The organism is Sphingobium sp. RC1, assembly GCF_059738765.1.
This window is the reverse complement of the sequence record NZ_AP027307.1, coordinates 84,133-103,896: the sequence shown is the minus strand read 5'-3', so window position 1 is coordinate 103,896 and position 19,764 is coordinate 84,133. Positions and strand designations below refer to the sequence as shown.

The 19,764-nt window shown below is 59.6% G+C and carries 15 protein-coding genes; 5 read left to right on the top strand and 10 right to left on the bottom strand.

Going from position 1 to position 19,764, the window contains the following annotated elements; translation table 11 throughout:
* Positions 1–118: 118 nt before the first annotated feature.
* The 4 genes from AC6JBC_RS13520 to AC6JBC_RS13505 form a co-directional block, all read right to left on the bottom strand.
* Positions 119–1,150 carry an IS110 family RNA-guided transposase gene (locus tag AC6JBC_RS13520; RefSeq protein ID WP_449470391.1) on the bottom strand — a complete coding sequence of 344 codons (1,032 nt, stop codon included), beginning with the start codon at positions 1,148–1,150 and terminating at the stop codon, positions 119–121.
* Positions 1,151–1,251: 101 nt separating this feature from the next.
* Positions 1,252–1,905 (bottom strand): GntR family transcriptional regulator, encoded by a 654-nt coding sequence (locus tag AC6JBC_RS13515; protein WP_449470420.1) that lies wholly within the window; start codon positions 1,903–1,905, stop codon positions 1,252–1,254.
* Positions 1,906–2,059: 154 nt separating this feature from the next.
* A complete protein-coding gene (locus AC6JBC_RS13510) occupies positions 2,060–2,953 on the bottom strand; it encodes an NAD(P)-dependent oxidoreductase (RefSeq protein WP_449470419.1) in 894 nt (297 codons plus the stop codon).
* On the bottom strand, positions 2,946–3,353 hold the full coding sequence (locus tag AC6JBC_RS13505) for a carboxymuconolactone decarboxylase family protein (protein ID WP_449470418.1): 408 nt from the start codon (positions 3,351–3,353) through the stop codon (positions 2,946–2,948). Before AC6JBC_RS13505 ends, AC6JBC_RS13510 begins: the two co-directional genes overlap by 8 nt.
* A gap of 332 nt (positions 3,354–3,685) precedes the next feature.
* Here AC6JBC_RS13505 and AC6JBC_RS13500 point away from each other — a divergent pair, with 332 nt between their 5' ends.
* Complete coding sequence (locus AC6JBC_RS13500; protein WP_460989841.1) at positions 3,686–5,086, top strand: NAD-dependent succinate-semialdehyde dehydrogenase; 1,401 nt, start codon at positions 3,686–3,688, stop codon at positions 5,084–5,086.
* 483 nt (positions 5,087–5,569) lie between these two features.
* Positions 5,570–6,330, top strand: a protein-coding gene (locus tag AC6JBC_RS13495; RefSeq protein ID WP_464770867.1) for an IS5 family transposase whose coding sequence is annotated in 2 segments (ribosomal slippage) — positions 5,570–5,900 and positions 5,900–6,330 — 762 coding nt in all. Because the reading frame shifts where the segments join, the coding sequence is not laid out codon by codon here.
* A 518-nt stretch (positions 6,331–6,848) separates the two neighbouring features.
* On the opposite strand, the gene AC6JBC_RS13490 is transcribed toward AC6JBC_RS13495, so the two are convergent.
* The 3 genes from AC6JBC_RS13490 to AC6JBC_RS13480 form a co-directional block, all read right to left on the bottom strand.
* Positions 6,849–7,016 carry a hypothetical protein gene (locus tag AC6JBC_RS13490; protein WP_449470528.1) on the bottom strand — a complete coding sequence of 56 codons (168 nt, stop codon included), beginning with the start codon at positions 7,014–7,016 and terminating at the stop codon, positions 6,849–6,851.
* Positions 6,959–7,309 carry a hypothetical protein gene (locus AC6JBC_RS13485; RefSeq protein ID WP_449470414.1) on the bottom strand — a complete coding sequence of 117 codons (351 nt, stop codon included), beginning with the start codon at positions 7,307–7,309 and terminating at the stop codon, positions 6,959–6,961. Before AC6JBC_RS13485 ends, AC6JBC_RS13490 begins: the two co-directional genes overlap by 58 nt.
* 444 nt (positions 7,310–7,753) lie before the next feature.
* Positions 7,754–9,475 (bottom strand): AMP-binding protein, encoded by a 1,722-nt coding sequence (locus AC6JBC_RS13480; protein WP_464770866.1) that lies wholly within the window; start codon positions 9,473–9,475, stop codon positions 7,754–7,756.
* Between the two features lie 311 nt (positions 9,476–9,786).
* Here AC6JBC_RS13480 and AC6JBC_RS13475 point away from each other — a divergent pair, with 311 nt between their 5' ends.
* The 3 genes from AC6JBC_RS13475 to AC6JBC_RS13465 all read left to right on the top strand — a co-directional run bounded on the left by AC6JBC_RS13475 (position 9,787) and on the right by AC6JBC_RS13465 (position 14,652).
* Positions 9,787–11,928: a TonB-dependent receptor gene (locus AC6JBC_RS13475; protein ID WP_498026115.1), complete on the top strand. Its 2,142-nt coding sequence runs from the start codon at positions 9,787–9,789 to the stop codon at positions 11,926–11,928.
* 171 nt (positions 11,929–12,099) lie between these two features.
* Entirely contained in the window at positions 12,100–13,755 is a 1,656-nt protein-coding gene (locus tag AC6JBC_RS13470; RefSeq protein ID WP_449470411.1) for an AMP-binding protein, read from the top strand.
* Between the two features lie 135 nt (positions 13,756–13,890).
* Positions 13,891–14,652 (top strand): SDR family NAD(P)-dependent oxidoreductase, encoded by a 762-nt coding sequence (locus tag AC6JBC_RS13465; RefSeq protein ID WP_449470409.1) that lies wholly within the window; start codon positions 13,891–13,893, stop codon positions 14,650–14,652.
* 110 nt (positions 14,653–14,762) lie between these two features.
* Here AC6JBC_RS13465 and AC6JBC_RS13460 read toward each other — a convergent pair whose 3' ends face one another.
* The 3 genes from AC6JBC_RS13460 to AC6JBC_RS13450 all read right to left on the bottom strand — a co-directional run bounded on the left by AC6JBC_RS13460 (position 14,763) and on the right by AC6JBC_RS13450 (position 19,697).
* Complete coding sequence (locus AC6JBC_RS13460) at positions 14,763–16,457, bottom strand: fatty acid--CoA ligase (protein ID WP_449470408.1); 1,695 nt, start codon at positions 16,455–16,457, stop codon at positions 14,763–14,765.
* 2 nt (positions 16,458–16,459) lie between these two features.
* Positions 16,460–18,151: an acyl-CoA dehydrogenase family protein gene (locus tag AC6JBC_RS13455; protein WP_498026114.1), complete on the bottom strand. Its 1,692-nt coding sequence runs from the start codon at positions 18,149–18,151 to the stop codon at positions 16,460–16,462.
* Between the two features lie 97 nt (positions 18,152–18,248).
* Positions 18,249–19,697: an MFS transporter gene (locus AC6JBC_RS13450; RefSeq protein ID WP_449470404.1), complete on the bottom strand. Its 1,449-nt coding sequence runs from the start codon at positions 19,695–19,697 to the stop codon at positions 18,249–18,251.
* Positions 19,698–19,764: the final 67 nt, after the last annotated feature.

The following is a 19,764-nucleotide window of genomic DNA, read 5'->3' as shown; positions in this document are numbered from 1 at the left end:
CCGCGTGCTTTGTGCACATTGTAACGGTCTGGTTTTTTGACCGCGTCTCGCCGACTGTTGTGCCATACCCTCCTTCGACCGACCGCGTCTTCCGACGACCTCTGGTGACTTTGGCGCGCTATACCGCCATTGCCACCGGAGCTTTGTAATCCTCTTCCTTCGTGAGCAGCGCCCATACGATCCGCGCTGTCTTGTTCGCCTGCGCCACTGTCACCAGCATGCGCGGCTTGCGAGCCAGCATTCGAGCAAGCCACGAACCTTCGGCCGCACCGCGCTTGCTGGCCTGACGCACAACAGCACTACTGCCGATGATCAGCAATCGCCGCAGTGTGCGCTCACCCATCTTGGATGTCCGTCCCAGCTTGGTTTTGCCGCCTGTAGATTTCTGCAGCGGCGTAAGGCCAAGCCAGGCGGCAAAGTCACGCCCCCGTTTGAATGTCGCTGCAGCAGGTGCGAGTGCCGTTATCGCTGTCGCTGCTATCGGCCCAACGCCCGGTATGGTCATCAGCCGACGAGCGACTTCATCTTCACGGGCTCGCCGCGCAATTTCCTTGTCGAGTTCCGCTATCCGGTGGTCAAACTCCTCAAGTATGCCGAGCATGACGTGGAACATCTCTCGCGCAGCCGGTGGTAGCGACGCGGTGACCGCATCATCGATCAACTCGCTAAGCTGCGCTACCCAGCTTGGACCTTTCGGTGCAACCCAGCCATATTCAGCCATGTGCCCCCGAATCGCATTAATCGTTTGCGTGCGTTGCCGGACAAGCAGATCGCGGGTCCGGAATACCAGTGCCGAGGCTTGCTGCTCCTCGCTCTTCACCGTCACAAACCGCATGTTCGGACGTTGCGCTGCCTCGCAAATCGCCTCGGCATCAGCGGCATCGTTCTTCTGTCGCTTCACAAACGGCTTCACGTAGGCTGGCGGAATCAACCGAACATCATGTCCCATACGGATCAGCTCCCGCGCCCAATGATGCGCCCCGCCGCAAGCTTCCAGCGCCACAAGGCACCTTGGCTGGGCAGCGAAAAAGGACAGCAATTTACCACGCGTAATCCGTCGGCTGAAAACCTGAAGCCCGTTCGCATCGGCACCGTGAGCATGAAACACATTCTTTGCGATGTCCAAACCGATCGTGCTAATCTCCAACATGGACGCCTCCTCAAGTGGTGTTCAACACCTCCACTATGGCACATCGATGCCGCCGGGGGGCGTCCACCCCATCAAGTCCAGGTCCGCCTTTTCCATTCGGACTACCTCGCTTGCTCTGTTTCCTGAGCCCGCAAAATAGGAAGTGCAGCCTCGGCCGCTTTTTGCACATGCAGTCGGCACGCAGCGGCGGCGCCTTCAGCATCCCTGCGTTCGATCGCATCGACGATTGCACGCACCTCTTCGATCGTATGCTTGAGCCGCCCCGGTGCCGAAAGCGAGTAAGCGCGAAGCTGTCGAATGCGATGAAGGATCGTCGTCAGCATCTGTGACGCGTAGCTGTTCCCACAACCGACGAGCAGGACATCGTAGATCTGCTGCTTGATGGCCAAGAGCGCCTCTTTGTTGTCGGTTGCCCCTGAGCGAGAGAGCCTTTCGAACACTGCGCGCAGCACCGCTCGATCGCTTTCGATCGCTTTGCGCGCGAACTCATGTACCACCAAGCCCTCAAGCTGGGCGCGAACTGCGTAGACGTCCTCGGCTTCGTCGGCTGTCAACATCGCAACAATCGGCCCGCGGTGCGGACGCTGCTCGACCAGGCCCTCCGCCTCCAGCAGCCGGATTGCCTCTCGGATGATCTGCCTGCTAGTTCCAAACGTCTCCATAAGGGCGCGGTCAGACAGGTGCGTGCCCGGCGGATAATGACCAGTCACAATCGCGTCCCGGAGCGCATCCTCGACTTGCCGGCGTACCGGCATAGGCTCAACCCGACGGGGAGCGCCACTCCCGAAAAACGTCTTAGGTTCCGCCACGCCTTTCCCCTCTTCCTTCACGCCATAGTTGCAGACAATCCGATAAATGCCGATGCACCATCTGCTGTTGAACAGTCAACGTTCATCACTCGGTTGCCGGTCAGCCCTTGAGTGTCGCCAAGTACCGATTGATCTCAGTATGATCGGCACCATCCTGAAGCTGCTCTCGAGCGGCGGCCCAGAGCGAAGCCATGAGGTGCAAAGTGGGCGAACGGGACTCCATTGCGTCCGACAAACCGGCCGCGACGCCGAGATCCTTCGCCATCAGTGCGAGCGAGAAACCGCCTTGGTAGGTGCCTGACAGGATGAAGGGCTTGATCTTGTTTTCGGTGCTGTTGTTGCGCCCGGTGGAGGCGTTGAGAATGTCGACCATCTGCTCGGGGTCGAGTCCGAACTTCTTACCGACTACGATCGCCTCGCACGTGGCTGTCAGGCCGGCAGCCGACACAAAATTGTTCAATGCCTTCATGGCGTGACCTGAACCGAGCGGCCCTGTCTCGAAGATGGATTGGCCCAAAGCTTCCAGGACGGGTCTTACGCGAGCCACATGTGCGGTATCGCCGCCAACCATGATCGCCAAAGAGCCTTCGGCTGCACGTTTAACGCCACCGGAAACCGGGGCGTCGACCATCTGCAACCCGCGCTTGTCGAGTTCCTTGCCGAGTTTACGAGTGTCGGTGGGACTTGATGAAGACATGTCGATCAGCACCGCGCCGTCCAGATGGTCGGCCAGCGAGCCCAGTGCCACCTCGTTCACGATCGCTGAGTTCGGCAGCATCGTAATGACGGCTTGTGCCCCATGCGCTGTCAGCTCCGCCCTTTCGCATGCCCTGCCACCGGTTTCCTCAAGCTTCTTGCGGGCGCCTTCGGATAGGTCGAAACCCTGGACCAGATAGCCTGCCTTGATGAGGCGCGTCGCCATGGGCAGGCCCATCGCGCCCAGTCCGACAAATCCGACGATCGCGGGTGCTGCGATTTTCGGGCTGTCAGTCATTGCTGATCAAGCCCATCTCAACGAGCACCTCGGCGGCGAGACGAAAATGTTCGAGCGATGCCGGCAGACCGACATAGATCGCGCTCTGGAGGAGGATTTCCTTGATCTCGTCCGCGGTCACGCCGTTGTTGATGGCGCCGCGGACGTGGACCTTGAATTCGTGGTGACGGTTCAGCGCCGTAAGCATGGCCAAGTTGACCATGCTGCGTGCCTTGCGATCAATGCCCGGACGCGACCAGATGTCGCCCCAGCAATATTCCGTCGCGAGCTTCTGGATTTCCATGTTGAAGGGTGTCGCGGCGTTAAGCGAATTTTCCACATAGGCATCGCCCAGCACCGCCTTGCGGATTACAAGGCCCTTTTCAAACTGCGGTCCTGCGTCCTTGAACAAATCAATCACTCTTGGATCCTTTCCTTATTGAACGGGCGATCGGGCCCAGGCAGCGAATGCACGAGCGCCTTGCTGAAGCCAGCCCAGCTATGTGGCGCCCGAAGCAACCGCGGCGTGCGGCTGAACGATTGATACCTGAGGCGCAAGGCACCTCACCTGAACGACCTAGGGCTTCGATAGTTGTCCGTCAATCCGCTTGACCGCTAGTTAAGCGTGAATATAGAAGGCGGATGATCGAAGCGGCGGAGGCTAAACCAGCTCTGTCTTGCGCGCCGAGAAGGTCCATAGACTACTCATCGATTCCGCAGCAATTTGCTGCGAACGCCAGAAGGAAAGCAGAGATGGCTCAGTCCAAAGTAGCCCCGAATGAGTCAGCCGCGATCAACCCGGCTACAGGTAAAGTGCTCACCCGCTATCCCCACCAGACCCCCGATGAGGTTCAGATCCTGCTGGACCAGTCGATCGCTGCGTTCAGGATCTGGCGAGACGTGGAGCCGGCGGAACGGGGGAGGCTCTTCGGCAAGCTCGCCGGTGTCCTGCGCAAGCGAACCGACGAATTCGCGATTGCCATGACCCGTGAAATGGGCAAGCCGATCACGCAGGCGAAGGCCGAGATCGAAAAGTGCGCAACGCTGTGTGAGTGGGCGGCCGCCAAAGGCGCTTCGCTGCTCGACGATGAGCCCACCGAGATTGAGGGGCAGGCCGCTTATGTTTCCTATCTGCCGCTCGGTTCGATCCTCGGCATCATGCCGTGGAATTTCCCGTTCTGGCAGGCCATGCGCGGCATTGTTCCGGTCGTTCTTGCGGGCAACGCGTTCATCCTGAAGCACGCGCCGAACTGTATAGCTACCGCCTACAATGTCGCTTCGGTCTTCGAGGGGGCTGGCGTGCCCAAAGGCCTGATCTCGGTCCTGAACGTCGCCCAAGAGGACATCGAAGCGATCATTAACGACGATCGGGTTGCTGCGGTCTCCCTCACCGGCAGCGTGCGCGCGGGTTCCGCGGTTGCGTCGCAGGCAGGTCGCGCGATCAAGAAGACCCTGCTCGAGCTGGGTGGTTCCGATCCGTTCATCGTCCTCGCCGACGCCGACCTCGATCGCGCCGTCCCCGCCGCCGTGCTTGCCCGTTTCCAGAATTCCGGTCAGATCTGCATCGCCGCCAAGCGCATCATCGTGGAAGAGTCGATCGCAGAGGAATTCTCCACGCGCTTCGTCGCCGCTGTGAAAGATCTCAAGGTGGGCAACCCGGAGGAGGAAGATACCTACATCGGCCCGATGGCGCGTATCGACCTGCGGGCGGAGCTCGCAGACCAGGTCAAGCGGACGGTCGAGAAAGGCGCCAAGGTCCTACTTGAGGGCGGACCGCAAGATGGCGCGGATGGCACGGCCTTCTTCAAGCCGGTGATCCTGTCGGGCGTCGAGCCAGGCATGGCGGCGTTTGAGGAGGAGACGTTCGGTCCTGTCGCCTCGATTACCATCGCGGAGGATGCCGAAGACGCGATCCGTCTCGCTAACCAAAGCGAGTTCGGCCTCTCGGGAGCGATCTGGACGGCGAACGTCGCAAAGGCGCGCAAATATGCTCGCCGTATCGAAAGCGGGGGCGTGTTCATCAACGGCTTCGCCGCTTCCGACCCGCGCACTCCAATCGGCGGCGTGAAGAAGAGCGGCTATGGTCGTGAGCTGTCGCACTTCGGCGTTCGCGAATTCACCAACGCGCAGATCGTCTGGATCAACCGGCATTAAGAGCCTGCTGTAGTCGCCCAACCCCCATGAACTCATCGTTGCGATCGCCAATAAGGACGCACGGATCATTTTTGCAGTGTTGCGATCTGGCGATCACTACCGGGCCGCAGCCTGAGGACCCGAACCATTTTGCGAGTGGACGGAGAAATGGACTGGACTGATCGAGCCGACGCGCGACGAATCCGAGTTGCCCCGTCTCCGGCGTCACCCATACGTCAGTAACGTCGTTCACCTTGGACGCAGGATGCAGTGGCCGTCTGTCCGCATCGACCACGCCGGGGCCAAAAATGAAGAAGGCGGGCCAGCGCCCGCCTTCTCTATGTCGTGCCTGCGCACGTCCCGCGCTCGCCGACCGAACGAAGGATTGCGGAGCCCTCCACAGACTTCGCCCCCTTTCCGCCTCCGCTTAGGTCGTAAACTCATAAAATGGCTTGAGGATTGGCCATTTGCATGATTCAGGGGCCTCCAGATTTGGAGGGTTTGATGGCACGGCGGCGGTATGAACTGACAGATCGGGAATGGGCGATTATCGAGCCCTTGCTTCCCAACAAGTCGCGCGGCGTGGCCCGGGTGGATGACCGTCGAGTTATCAACGGGATCATGTGGCGCTTTCGCTCGGGAGCGACGTGGGCCGAAGTGCCCGAGCGCTATGGGCCTTCGACAACCTGCTACAATCGGTTCGTCCGCTGGCGCAAAGCCGGGGTGTGGGACCGGCTGCTGGCAGCGGTTTCTGCCGGATATAATGGCGAACTGGTGATGATCGATTCCACCTGCATGCGCGTCCACCAGAATGGTGCGACGGGCAAAAAGGGGGAGGCTGCGATCGTGGCATGGGACGTTCCCGGGGCGGCCTTACCAGCAAACTCCATGCTCTTGTCGATGCTGACGGACGCCCTGTCAGCCTGAGACTGACAGGCGGGCAGGTCCACGACGCCTGTGAAGCCGAGGCGCTGATCGAGGCCATCCCCGAAGGCGCAACCCTGCTGGGCGACAAGGGATATGACAGCGATGCCATCCGTGAGGCCGCTGCCGCCAGGAACGTTTGGGCCAACATTCCCAATCGATCCAACCGCACGCAACGCTTCGCTTTCTCGCCATGGCTCTACAAACAGCGAAACCTCGTCGAGCGCTTCTTCAATCGCATCAAACAGTACCGCGGCATCGCGACCCGCTACGACAAAGACCCGGCCAACTTCCTCGCCGCCATCAAGCTCATCTGCGTTCGCCTCTGGTGCAACGCGTAATGGGTCTACGCGCTAGTGAGATATTGGTGATCCGCTTCTGGTTCAGCACGTTACGCGCGAGACCGGCAACTACCCATTTTGATTTGGGGCCTGGCACACCGAGGAAAAGGTTGAGTAGTTCATGATCACGGTAGTCAAAATTTACCTGATCCAGATGAAAACCAAGACGGTAGGTAAACAACGCACGGACGAACGGTGTATAGACTCCGATCGGGAAGTGAACTTAAATGGGCAGGCGCGGGACACGCTCCTCGTGGGCGACGCGCCATATGCCATGCTCCGAGTCAGCATCTTCATGTCGACGGCGGCCTATATGGTCGGTACCCATCATGGCGGAAAGTTCAGCGGAAGACTCCCGCTGCGTGTGCCGAACCTGGGGACCTGTGTGTTTTCGGTCGGCAAGGGCAATAATTACAAGCACCCGCGTAGGGAGATCAGCGCCACGCAGAGCCGGCGGGCTGGGATATTCTTTACAAGGGGGACGTCGGCGGCGGGAGGCGCGGCGACAAATCTCTGCCCTAGCGGCTGGTCACCTGCCCATAGCCATCGCTCGCTGCCCGGAAGAGGTCAGAGGGGAGTACCGCCCATCCCTCCGTTCCGGGAAGGCCCAAAAACCGACACCGCCGCGTCAGCAGCGCCCGCACGGGATCGTCATCGACCTTAACGGACCCTGCAGTTCGGGCCATCCCCTCTTTATCCCCGCACCGGCCCCGGCTTGCGCGGCGAGCCAAAACTTTCCATCCTGCCCACGATGACCCGTAAGCGCGGACGGATCTACCCGGTGAATCGCGGGAAACAAGTGGCTGCCCATTTCCAGCAGGAACACCGGTATCGTTATCGCCCAGGCAATCCAGAAGCGCCGGGTCATGTCGATGAGCTCGGCGTTTGGACCAGTCTTCGCAGTGACCATTTCCGGCTCCAGCGCCAGGCCGCAAATCGGACAGGGGCCAAGATGATCCTGCCTCACCTCCGGTTGCATCGGGCAGTCCACATCGCACCCGGAGCGGCGGCGTTGGCGCGGAACTAGCGATTAGGGTCGACAATGAACTTGGTTCGGCAACTTGCGCTGCAGAACTGATAATCCTGCCTTCCGTGAGCCCCCCGATGCGCCGTCGCAGCCGGATCGGCGGCCATGCGATGTGCCTGTGGATGGCAATGACCCACTGCATCGAGACTATCACGAAGTACAGGAATCGGGACTGGCGGACATTCGTAACTGATGAGGCAAGTGGCATTTTCAGCACCTGCCCCCCCCTTAAGCACTCGGCCCTGCTCAGGGCTGATGTCGATTCCGCAGCACTGACTTTAATTCCTTACACTGAGCGGAAAGCGCGCATACGTAACGACAGTTCGATGGATGATCTTTAACGAAGAGTTGAAGTATTGGTACGGTGGGGTAGCCTCGCAGTCCAGTACAGCATGATCAGTCCGGTAGATTGTCAGTGCCTTCATTCTTCAGCCAGCTTACCGTCACATCGCGCAGCAAGTTCTTCTGCACCTTGCCCGTCACGGTCATAGGGAAGGCTTCCATGAAGCGGACGTAGCGCGGAATCTTGTAATGGGCGATCTGGCCGCGACAGGAGGCAATCAGGTCATCCACAGTGATTTGCATGCCAGCACGCAGGCGGACGCAGGCGCATACCTCTTCACCGAAGCGCTCGCTCGGAACGCCTACGACCTGTACATCCTCTATCGCGTCGTGACGGATGAGAAACTCCTCAATCTCTCGCGGATAGATGTTTTCGCCGCCCCTGATGATCATATCCTTCGCGCGGCCTACCACCCGGCCATAGCCTTCATCGTCGATAATGCCCAGATCACCCGTGTGCATCCAACCATCACGGATCGCATCAGCGGTCCGCTCCGGTTCGTCCCAGTAGCCCAGCATCACGGAATAGCCGCGCGTGCATAATTCTCCGGGCGTGCCGCGCGGAAGGATTTTGCCCGTCACGGGATCGATGACTTTGGCTTCCAGATGAGGCTGGACATGGCCGATCGTGGAAACGCGGCGCTCGACCGGATCGGTTACCGATGTCTGGAAGCTGACCGGGCTTGTCTCCGTCATGCCATAGGCGACGCCAACATCGCGCATATGCATTTCCGTCATAACCCGATTAATGATTTCGATAGGGCAAGGTGCGCCTGCCATCAGCCCAGTGCGCAGGGAGCTGAGGTCGAAGCGTGAAAATTGCGGATGCTCCAGTTCCGCAATGAACATGGTTGGCACGCCGTGTAATGCGGTGCAGCGTTCTGCCTCCACCGCTTCCAGAACCGCCAGCGGATCAAAGCCTGCAGAGGGGTAGACGATCGTAGCCCCATGAACGAGGCAGGCAAGGTTGCTCATCACCATGCCAAAGCAATGATAGAGCGGCACCGGCACGCAAAGCCGGTCGCCCGCCGTCAGGCCCATAGCTAGCCCGCAAAAATAGGCATTATTGAGGACATTGTGGTGGGAAAGCGTAGCGCCTTTGGGCAGGCCAGTCGTGCCGCTGGTGAACTGGATATTGATGGGGTCATGTGGGCGCAGCGCGGAGCCGATCGCCTCGATCCGCTCGCGCGGCAACTCGCTGCCGCTCTGCATGACGGTGTCAAAATCAAGCCATCCCGGTCGCGGTCCGCCGCCAATCTTGATGACATGCTCCAGAAGGGGGAGCCGGGATGACGCGATCTTTCCGGTATGCTGACTCAGTTCGGGCACCAGTTCCTCCACCATGGCGAGATAATCGCTGGTTTTAAAACTGTCGGCGCAGATGAGCGCTTTAACGCCCACTTTGTGCAGCGTATATTCCAACTCGCTGAGCCTATAGGCGGGATTGATGTTGACCTGGATGATGCCCACTACCGCCGTGGCGAACTGTGCGATGATCCATTCGGCGCAATTGGGCGCCCACACTCCGACGCGGTCACCTGGCCCCAGCCCCAGCGCGGTCAGTCCCAGCGCGAAATCATGCGCGGCATCCCTCAATGCCGCCCAACTGAAATGGAGGCCCTGATGGCGTGAGATCAAGGCGGTTTCATCAGGCCAACACTCCGCCGCGTGGTCAAGAGCCTGGCCTACAGTCCAGTCCAGGAGCGGACGCTCGCTGGATCCCACGACGTGACTGAAAAGATCCTGCTCCATTATCCTGTCCTGCTTTTCTTGCATCTACATTGTCCTTTGCTGGCCGCAGCATGAGGCCAGCGATCCTGCTCAGGTTCGAGCGACGCACGTATAGTAGACTGCGGTCAGGTCCCGCCGCCGACCCCGTCCCGCACTGCCGTCTCGTCCTTCCAACGCCTTCCGCTTTTGGCACATCCCATTTGCAACCCCCGGCGATGGCGTGGCCCTCCTGGAGCATTGCGGATGTCACCGCCCCTCCGAAATCAGCCAAAAATTCTTTCTTGCAATGGATTGCAAGGTGGACTAATTTGCAAACCATTGCAAGCCCGGATTAGACGGCTGCTGTTGTGGGGAGAATGATCATGAAGGTAAGAATGTCGCTCGTGACGTGCGTATCGTTGTGCGCGCTGAGCGGGCAAGCCTACGGGCAGACGGCATCGCAATCGGGCGACGCGAGCAGCACTGTAGCAGCGCAATCATCGGCCACGCAAAGCTCTGTCCCCGACATCGTCGTGACCGCGTCCAAAACCGGGCCGCAGTCACTGCAAAAAACGCCTCTGGCGATCCAGGCATTCTCAGGCGAAAGCCTCAAGGAAAAGAATGTTCAGGACGTCAACAACCTGATCACTGCCATTCCCGGCGCGTCCATCGCGCAGGAGACTGCTGCCGGTATCAAATCCTATAATATTCGCGGCGTCGGCGTCGGTGGGACCAACGGTGAAACCCCCATCGGCTATTATCTGGACGATGTACCCTTTGTCGTTCCAAATTTCGGTATTGCTCCTCCCATCAAGTTTCTTGATCTGGAACGGGTTGAGGTTCTTCGTGGCCCTCAGGGCACGCTCTACGGGCAAGGTTCGGCAGGCGGCACTATCATCTTCCGCACCCGCGACCCTGATCTATCGGCGGTCCAGGTGCTGGGCGAAGCCTCCGCCTCGTCCACAAGGGATGCGTCCGGCCTGAACTGGGGTGTTGCGGGCGCCCTGTCGGTACCGATTATCGAAGACGTGCTGGCGATAAGAGTGAGTGGCGGCATTTCGCGCCAGCAGGGCTATGCCGACGTTTATTACGGAGCCAATGACGGCACGCCCGATGAAAAGGACGTCAATCACCAAATAAATCGGGACTGGCGGATCGCGGTTTTGTTCAAGCCCTCCGACAGGTTCACGCTCCGCGCGCAAGTCTGGCAGTTCAGGCCAACCCAGGGTTATCAATCCATTTACAGCGGTGTCGATCCATTTACCTACGAGAATACGGCGGGTATCGATAGTTTCACCAGATCCAAATATACGCTTTACAGCCTGACCGGTGACCTCGACCTGGGCGGCGTCGCGATAACGAGTTCTACCAGTTACCTGAAAGGGTCGTTTGGTTACCGCACACCGCTGGGAGTGCTGGGTATTCCTGGAGGGAAATTCGACTCCTTCTTCAATCCGAAAAACTTCAATCAGGAAATTCGAGCGAGATCTACCGGTGCAGGGCCATTCCATTGGGTTGTAGGCGGCGCCTATAGCGCCGGCGAAGGTCCGCAGCGTAACGCTCTGGATTTTGTGGTGGTCCAGCAGGTAGCCGATAACAATGCGGTGACCAGAAATTGGGCCGGTTTTGGCGAAATCAGTTATGATCTGTTCGGTGGAAAGCTCGTGCCGCTTCTTGGTGTCCGCTACTATCATGATCGTCGCAGATATGAGGATGCAACATCCAGCTTGCCCGCGACGCTGAAGAAGACCACTTGGCGCGCAAACCTGTCATATTTCCCGAATGACGATATTTCGGCATTCGCCACTGTATCAACGGGCTTCCGTGTCAACACGATTCAGTCCGCGCTTCAGGTGCAATTGCTGGAGGCCGATGGCTTCCCAGCCAAGATCTTGCTGGATCCCTTGTCGTTGACCAATTACGAACTCGGCACCAGGGTACGGCTCTTCAATCGCACCTTAACTGTGGCGGCCAACCTCTATCACATCAAGTTCGATGGATTGCAGTCGGGCTATACGACAACTGCTGGCATCGGAGGCTTCCTCAACATCGGCAAGGCGCATTCGACCGGCATCGATATCGATGTAAATTGGCGCACGCCCGTGCCCGGTTTGACATTGGGAGGGGTCGCCAACATCAATTCCAGCAAATATGACGAGGTGGACCCGCAGGTTACGGCTCAACTTCCTCGCCTGGCCGAAGGTCGCCGTCTGGTAAATTCCGCAGGCTATAACTTTCGTATTGATGCCAGCTACACTCGCGAGATCAGCAACAATCTTGAGCTTTTCAGCAACGTGAACTTCAGCCAGACGGGATCGCGGCCGACGATCGGCGGTGTCACCGCAAGCCGTTATGATCTGTTGGGAGCGACGCTGGGTATCCGGCGAGGTCCTTACGAAATCGCGCTGTTTGGCGAAAACCTGACAGACGAACGCGGTCCGACGGATTATTTCGTGCCTACCGCTCTCAACGGTCCGGTTCCCCGCACGATCGGCGTCAGGATCCGCAAAGGCTTCTGATTAGCTGCGCTAGCAAAGCGCGGTCACTTGGTTCCCCGACACCGGACGATCCGGTGCCGGGGCTTCCTTTCTGCCGAACATGCGCTGGGCAGGGAAGATGATTTGAACTTAGGCGACATTCAAAGCTGTAAAATGCATCGATCGCGCATTTGTGAATTGGAGTGGGAAGGCATGGACGGTACATGTTCGCGGGGCGGCGGCGACGATAACAGTGCCGTCTCCATGTTCGACCTGAAGGCGGCCCTCTCTTGTCTTGATTTAGACGATAACGGGCACACCAACGCGGCTTTATTGTGCGGCGACCGGCATGCTGCTGATCGGGAACGCGTGGCATTGCGCCATCGCGGGCTTGATGGCGTCACGATGGAATGGACCTTCGCCCGGCTCGCCCACGACAGCGCGCGGCTAGCCACAGCGCTGGCATCGCTGGGCGTAACTAAGGGCGACCGGGTCGCCGGGTTGCTGCCGCGCTCGCCCGAACTCCTGATACTGATCCTCGCCACCTGGCGTCTGGGGGCAGTGTATCAGCCCTTGTTTACCGCCTTTGGATCGAAGGCGATCGAATATCGCCTGACAGAGGCGGACACCCGCGTGATCGTAACGGATCAGGACAATTGTCCCAAGATCGCCGATCTCCCTTCGTCGGTCGAGCAGATCATCGTGGGCGCGGATAAGGACAACGGCCAGCGGGACTTCTGGCTCATGATCGAAAGCGAGGAAGATGCCCATATGGCGGTGCCTTGCGGCCTGGACGATCCGTTGCTCATCATGTTTACGTCTGGCACCACAGGACCCGCCAAGCCGCTGCTGGTGCCGATCAAGGCGATCGCGGCATTCGCTGCCTACATGCGCGATGCTGTGGGCCTGCGCCGTGACGACCATTTCTGGAATTTGGCCGACCCCGGCTGGGCCTATGGCCTATATTATGCGGTAACCGGTCCTCTGGCGCTTGGCATGACGACGACCTTCAACCAGCGCGGGTTCGATGTTGACGACGCCTATGACACGATTGCCGAACTGGGGATCACAAATCTTGCGGGATCGCCGACGGCCTATCGGTTGCTGTTGGCGGGAGGGGCGGAGAAGGCCGCGCGCATCAAAGGCCAGCTTCGCGCCGTCAGTAGCGCAGGCGAGCCACTTAATCCTGAGATCATACGCTGGTTTGACGAGCATTTGAGCGCGCCGATCTACGATCATTACGGGCAGACCGAACTCGGCATGGTGCTGTGCAACCATCATGGGATCGATCATTCTATCCACGTCGGCTCGGCCGGCTTCGCGTCCCCCGGGCATCGCGTAGTTGTCATCTCGCCAGAAGGGGAGGAACTGCCTCAAGGGGAGCCGGGCATACTGGCGCTGGATCGCAAGGCATCGCCGATGATGTGGTTTTCGGGCTATCTGGAGCGGGAAACCAAAGCGTTCGTCGGTGATTATTATTTGAGCGGCGACACGGTCGAGCAGAATAAGGACGGCAGCATTTCTTTCATCGGCCGCGCCGACGACGTCATCACGACGTCGGGCTACCGCGTCGGGCCATTCGACGTCGAAAGCGCACTGCTCGAACATGAAGCCGTGATGGAATCCGCGGTGATCGGAAAACCGGACCCCGAGCGTACCGAGATCATCAAGGCGTTCATCGTACTGAACCAGGGCTATAGTGCGGACCAACCGGATCTGGCATCATCGATCCAGCGCTACGTCAAGACTCGCCTATCCGCTCATGCCTATCCGCGCGAAGTCGCGTTCGTGGAATCACTGCCCAAGACGCCCAGCGGCAAGGTGCAGCGCTTCCTGCTGCGCAACGAGGAAATCGCCAAGCAGCGTTAAGGGGCGCGTAAGGTGTTCCTCACCTGATCGGTAGGTCAATCTCATCGCGTCAATTGCCGGCTCGACCCGACCATGGGGTCGACGAGGCTAAGCCATCACGGTTGCTATCAAATGAATTGAAGGAGCATTTTGATCATGGACATCAACGGCTGCGCTGCCATCGTTACCGGTGGAGCTTCGGGGTTGGGAGGCGCGACCGCGCGCTTGCTAGCGGCATCGGGTGCACGGGTCGCCATCTTTGACCTTAACGCCGATGTCGGCTCTGCCACGGCGAATGAGATCGGCGGCATATTCCTCCCGGTCGATGTGACCGATGACGAGGGCGTGGCGGAGGCCCTTGCGATGGCGGAATCATCCCATGGCACGGCCCGTATCCTAGTCAACTGCGCCGGGATCGCTCCTGCGATGCGTATTGTGGACAGGCTGGGTCAGCCCCACTCATTGTCCACCTACCGCAAGGCCGTAGAGATCAACTTGGTAGGCACCTTCAACATACTGTCGAAGGTCGCCGCGCGCCTGATCGCCGCAGACATAGAAGGGGAGGAGGCAGGCGTAATCGTCAACACAGCCTCCGTCGCAGCCTATGACGGACAGATTGGGCAAGCCGCCTACGCCTCTTCAAAGGGCGGTGTGGTAAAGCTCACCCTTTCCGCTGCTCGCGACCTTGCCCAGCATCGTATCCGGGTGATGAGCATCGCGCCGGGTCTGTTCCTGACCCCTATGCTGATGGGACTGCCGCACCCCGCCCAAGTTTCCCTTGGCGCGCAGGTTCCTCACCCCAGCCGGTTGGGACGCCCCGAGGAATATGCTCAAATGGTCGAAGCAATCGTCCGTAACCCGATGCTCAATGGCGAAGTCATACGCCTTGATGGCGCCATCCGAATGGCACCGCGATAATGGCAGAAAAACGACATCAAGGCGCGCCACGTGGCATGCCCGACATCTTATTCCCCAGTACTGCGCGGCCGCCGGATAACCGCTGACCTCCTTAGATGCGGGACAAAATATCAGGGTTGCCCGAAACGCGCGCGGAGGGTCTTTTTGTCGAGTTTGCCGACACTCGTCTTGGCAAGGGCATCGACCTGAATGACCGCCGGGATCGCCCATTTGGAGATGATCCCCTGGTCACAATAGGGTTGCAGATGGGCCGCTATGGCTTCGGTGGTGATCGCCGATGATGCTTCACTTGCCGCGACGATGAGCGCCAGTGGACGCTCGCCCCAACGGGCGTCAGGAATGCCGATCACTGCGACCTCGCGAACGTCGCAGTGCTGCGAGATCAGGTCTTCTATTTCAAGGGATGACACCCACTCGCCGCCCGACTTGATCACATCCTTCATCCGATCGGTAATCCGCAGCCAGCCGCCGGGGTCGATCATCCCAACATCGCCGGTATGCAGGTAGCCGGTGGCCCATAGCCGTTTCGAGGCGGCGGCGTCGCCAACATAGGCCTGAGTGAGCCAAGGGGCGCGCGCGACGATTTCGCCTGACTGTTCTCCATCATGCGGAAGAGAATTGCAGGACTCGTCGATGATGGCGAGTTCCACGAGCGGAACTGGGCGGCCGGCCTTTGTTCGGGCGACAATCTGCGCCGCTAGCCCCTCCTCGATCATATCGGTCCCCAATTGCGCCAGACTGAGGATCGGGCAGGTCTCACTCATGCCGTAACCGGTGAAGATGTCGATGCCCCGCTCAATTGCCGTGCGCGCAAGTCCTGCCGGAAGAGCGGAACCACCGATGACGATCTTCCATCCGCCAAGGTCCGTTTCGCTGCTGTCCTGACAGGAGAGAAGCATCTGGAGCAGTGTCGGCACGCAGTGCGAGAAAGTAACGCCTTCCTTTCGGCGCAGCATGAGCAGCGTTTCCGCCTCATAGCGGCCGGGATAGACCTGCTTTAGCCCCAACATGGTAGCGACGAAGGGCAAGCCCCAGGCATGGACGTGAAACATCGGCGTGATCGGCATGTAGACGTCGCCGCGGTGAAGCCGTCCCTGATCGGCAGCGGAGCCCAACGCAGTGGCAGCCGCCAGACTATGCAGGACCAGTTGGCGATGGCTGAATGACACGCCCTTGGGCAAACCCGTCGTGCCAGTCGTGTAGAAAGTCGTCGCGCAGGCATCCTCATCGAAGTCCGGGAAGAGGAAGGAGGGAGATGCCGCTGTGATCAGCTCCTCATACTCCCCCGCGGAGGGAAGCGTGGTAACAGGGGACGCCCCGGCATCGGCGAGCAGGATCAAGGTGCCGACGGTCTCCAGCCGATCCCACAGCGACTCGATCAGCGGCAGGAAATCCGCGTGGACGAGCAGCACGTCGTCGCGGGCGTGATTGATCGTGAACAATATCTGTTCGGGCGACAACCTGACGTTCACCATATGGAGCACCGCGCCGATGCCGGGGACGGCGAAATAGCTTTCGAGATAGCGGTGACTGTCCCAGTCAAGCACGCCCACCGTCTGGCCCGGCGTGACGCCCAGATCGGTAAGGACATTCGCCAGTTGCGCGACGCGGCGGTTGAAATCGCGATAGCTGTGCCGGACCGTGTCGCGGTACACGATCTCCTGGTCGGGCGCATGGGCCATGGCGGATTGCAGCAATAGCTTGATCAGCAAGGGACCGCCATGGGCCGACGGAGTCCGCTCGATCCGCCTTACACCGGTAATGAAGGATGCAGGTCTCGCTATATGATCACGGAATTCAGTCATGGTCAGGCCCTTAGTGCATCAGCGTCTAGAGCATATAGCAGGTCCGCACTCGCCGTTGCGGCGGCGCGAAGCCCCATCGCTTCGGGAAGAACCTGTTCGAGGTAGAAGCGGCACACGACCTTCTTCGTCCGCCCGAACGCATCGTCGGCAGCGGCACGCGCTTCCCGCTCCATCAGCCAGCCGCAGACGGCGGTCGACAGCATAGTGAGGTAAGGATAGCTCGCTGCAAGACGGTCGTCATGCCCCAGACCGGCCATCCCTCGACCGATTTCGTCGCAAACCGCAATCAGGTCGCATAGCGGAGCACCTTCCGCATCGCGACGCATATCATTGATCAGGCTGAGAAGAACCCCGCCATTGTCGAGGCCGAGCTTGCGTCCGACCAGGTCGGCCGCCTGGATGCCGTTCGTGCCTTCGTAGATTCGCGCTATTCGCACGTCACGCAAGAACTGGGCGACGCCTGTTTCCTCAACATAGCCGACGCCGCCATGCACCTGCATGCAAAGGGACGCGACCTCGCACCCGATATCGGTCGCATGCGCCTTTGCCAGCGGTGTAAGCAGTTCGAGCCGCATCTGAGCGTCCTGGTCACCGCCAGCCGAACGATCGACCATACTAGCCGCATAATAGACTAGTGCGCGAGCAGCCTGTGTTTGCGCTTTCATGCGCAGCAGCATGCGCCGCACGTCGGGATGCTCGGCGATCGGCACCGGCGCGCGGTTTGCACTCCCCGCGCGAGCAGACTGGATACGCTCAGCGGCAAATGCACTCGCCTTGTCCGTCGCTGCTTCGGCGATCTGGACGCCTTGCAAGCCTATGTTCAGCCGGGCATTGTTCATCACGGTGAACATTGCAGGCATGCCGCCGCCGATTGCGCCGATCAGTTCCCCTACACACTCGCAGTTATCGCCAAAGGAAAGCATGCAGGTGGGTGAGGCATGAAGGCCCATCTTATGCTCGATCGATACAGCGCGCACATCATTGAAGATGCTCGGCGCTCCGCTTTCGTCAAGGCGATATTTCGGCACCAAAAACAGCGAGATGCCGCGCGTTCCCTCCGGCGCATCCGGCGTCCGGGCAAGCACGAGATGGATGATGTTTTCCGTAAGGTCGTGATCTCCGAACGAGATGAATATCTTTTGACCCGTGATGTTCCACCGACCGTCCTGGCGAGGTGTGGCCCTCGTCCGGAGCGCCCCGATATCCGAACCTGCTTGCGGTTCGGTAAGGTTCATCGTGCCAGCCCACTCGCCCGATGTCAGTCGCGGCAAATAGAGTCGCTTCTGCTCCTCGCTGCCGTGATGGATCAGCGCTTCTATCGACCCTGTGGTGAGGATGGGCAGCAAGGCGAAGGCGAAATTCGCCACTCCCAATGTTTCCAGAACCGCCATCTGCAGCGCGAATGGCAAGTTCTGACCGCCAAAACCCTGGGGAGCGGCGATGCCGCCCCATCCGCCCTCCACATAGGCGCGGTAGGCTGCGGCAAAGCCCTCAGGCAAACATACCCCTGCTTCGCTCCACTTTGCACCGATCGTGTCACCGACGCGTCGAAGTGGCGCCCACTCACCTGCGGCAAGCTGGGCGACACCTTCAAGGACCGCGTCGATAACATCTTGTTCGATTTTCAGCCTGTCAATGTCTGCCAAGGTGCGGAGGACAAAGCGTTGCTCAGCGATCAGGCTGGTAAAGGTCATTATGGTTCCCTTGCGGTTTCACGCCCGTCCGGCGATGGGCGTGATGAGAATTTACAGGACTTCTTGAGCGACTCCCTTCTAGGCAAGCGCCCGAAACTCAGGCTGGCGCGACAGCCCTCTGGGTGTCCAGCTCACGAATAAGTTGCCGGTGGCGTTCCCGATCCAGCCGATATGTGAGGATTAACGGGAGCACTATGAGGAAGGCTAGGCCATGGCCAGCTCCCCACAATAGCCCTAGAAACGTTGCGGACTGATCGGCAATTTGCGCAGCGCCTGCGCCGGCATTGGCTTTGAGGCCAACCATCGACAGGACGGAACCGGCGGCGAGGGATCCGATTCCGACTGCCGCCTTGGCCGAGAAGACAAGCGCACTATAATATAGCCCTTCGCACCGCTGGCCGAACCTGGCTTCATGCTCATCGACCGCATCGGCTATCATTGACTGAAATCCGATGAAGAAGAGGGAATTGCAGGCGCCGAACAGCCCGCTCGCTCCCACCAGGACTGCCGTGGCCGCCGGGTTAGGCAAAGGCCCTAGAAACTGATGGGCAATCAGGACGGAAGCGGTCTGGCCGAACGCGATCGTGCAGAGTCCCAGGATCACGACATCGCGCTTTTCCATGTGCTTGAGCAACAGCGCGGTGACGGGAATACCCAGAAGCAGGCCGATCTGGAATCCCATGATGGGAACCTGATTAAGCGAAGCGGGCAGCTTCCAGAAATAGCTGTACGCATAGAGGTTTAAGGCGTTCATGCTGCCACCTATGGCCAGAGCAATCAGGGCCGACGTGAACAGAACGACAAACGACCTGTTGCGCAGAAGATCGCGCAGGTCTTCGACAAAGGACTTGGACGTCGCGGCGGGCGTGAGGTGCTCGACTGGGCTCGCAGCAACCGCCCGACGCACGCCAAGGATGCAGATGAGTCCCATCACCAGGACTACGGCTGACAGCAGCAGCCCCAGCTGCATATAGGCAGTGCGCGACGCATAGGCTTCCTTTGTCGCGAAGATGAGTCCGAAGGCCGGCGCGATGGTGAGGACCGTGCCGATGAACCCGAAAATCATCCGATAAGCAGTGACGCTCGACCGCTCGTCGTAGTCACTCGTCAATTCGGCGGTGAGCGCCGAATAGGGAAGCGCATAGAGCGATGTTCCGACCCGAAGCGAAACGTTGAGAAGGAGGGCGACGCTGATGGCGGCCACCGTGTCTCCCGATACCGCTATGCCGAACAACGCTATCGAAGCGATGCAGATCACCGGCAGTCCGAACACCATGAACGGCAGGCGGCGGCCCCAGCGCGAGTGGGAGCGATCCGACCAGGATCCGATCAGGGGATCCGCGATCGCATCTATGACGAGGGATGCAAAGATGATTGCGCCCGCCACTGCGGGCGAAATTCCAGCTACACTGGTGAGGTAGAACAGGAGGAATGTGTTGGCGACGAATGTGGCCGATACTTCCACGCCCTGACCACACCCGAACAGGAGTTTGGTTCGAATCGGCAACCGTACATTTACGGTGCCGCAAGATGCGCTGGAGCTCATGAAATCCTCTCTCCAGCGGCCTTGCTGGATGTTCTTGCAATCCATTGCATAACAGTGGCTTTGCCGC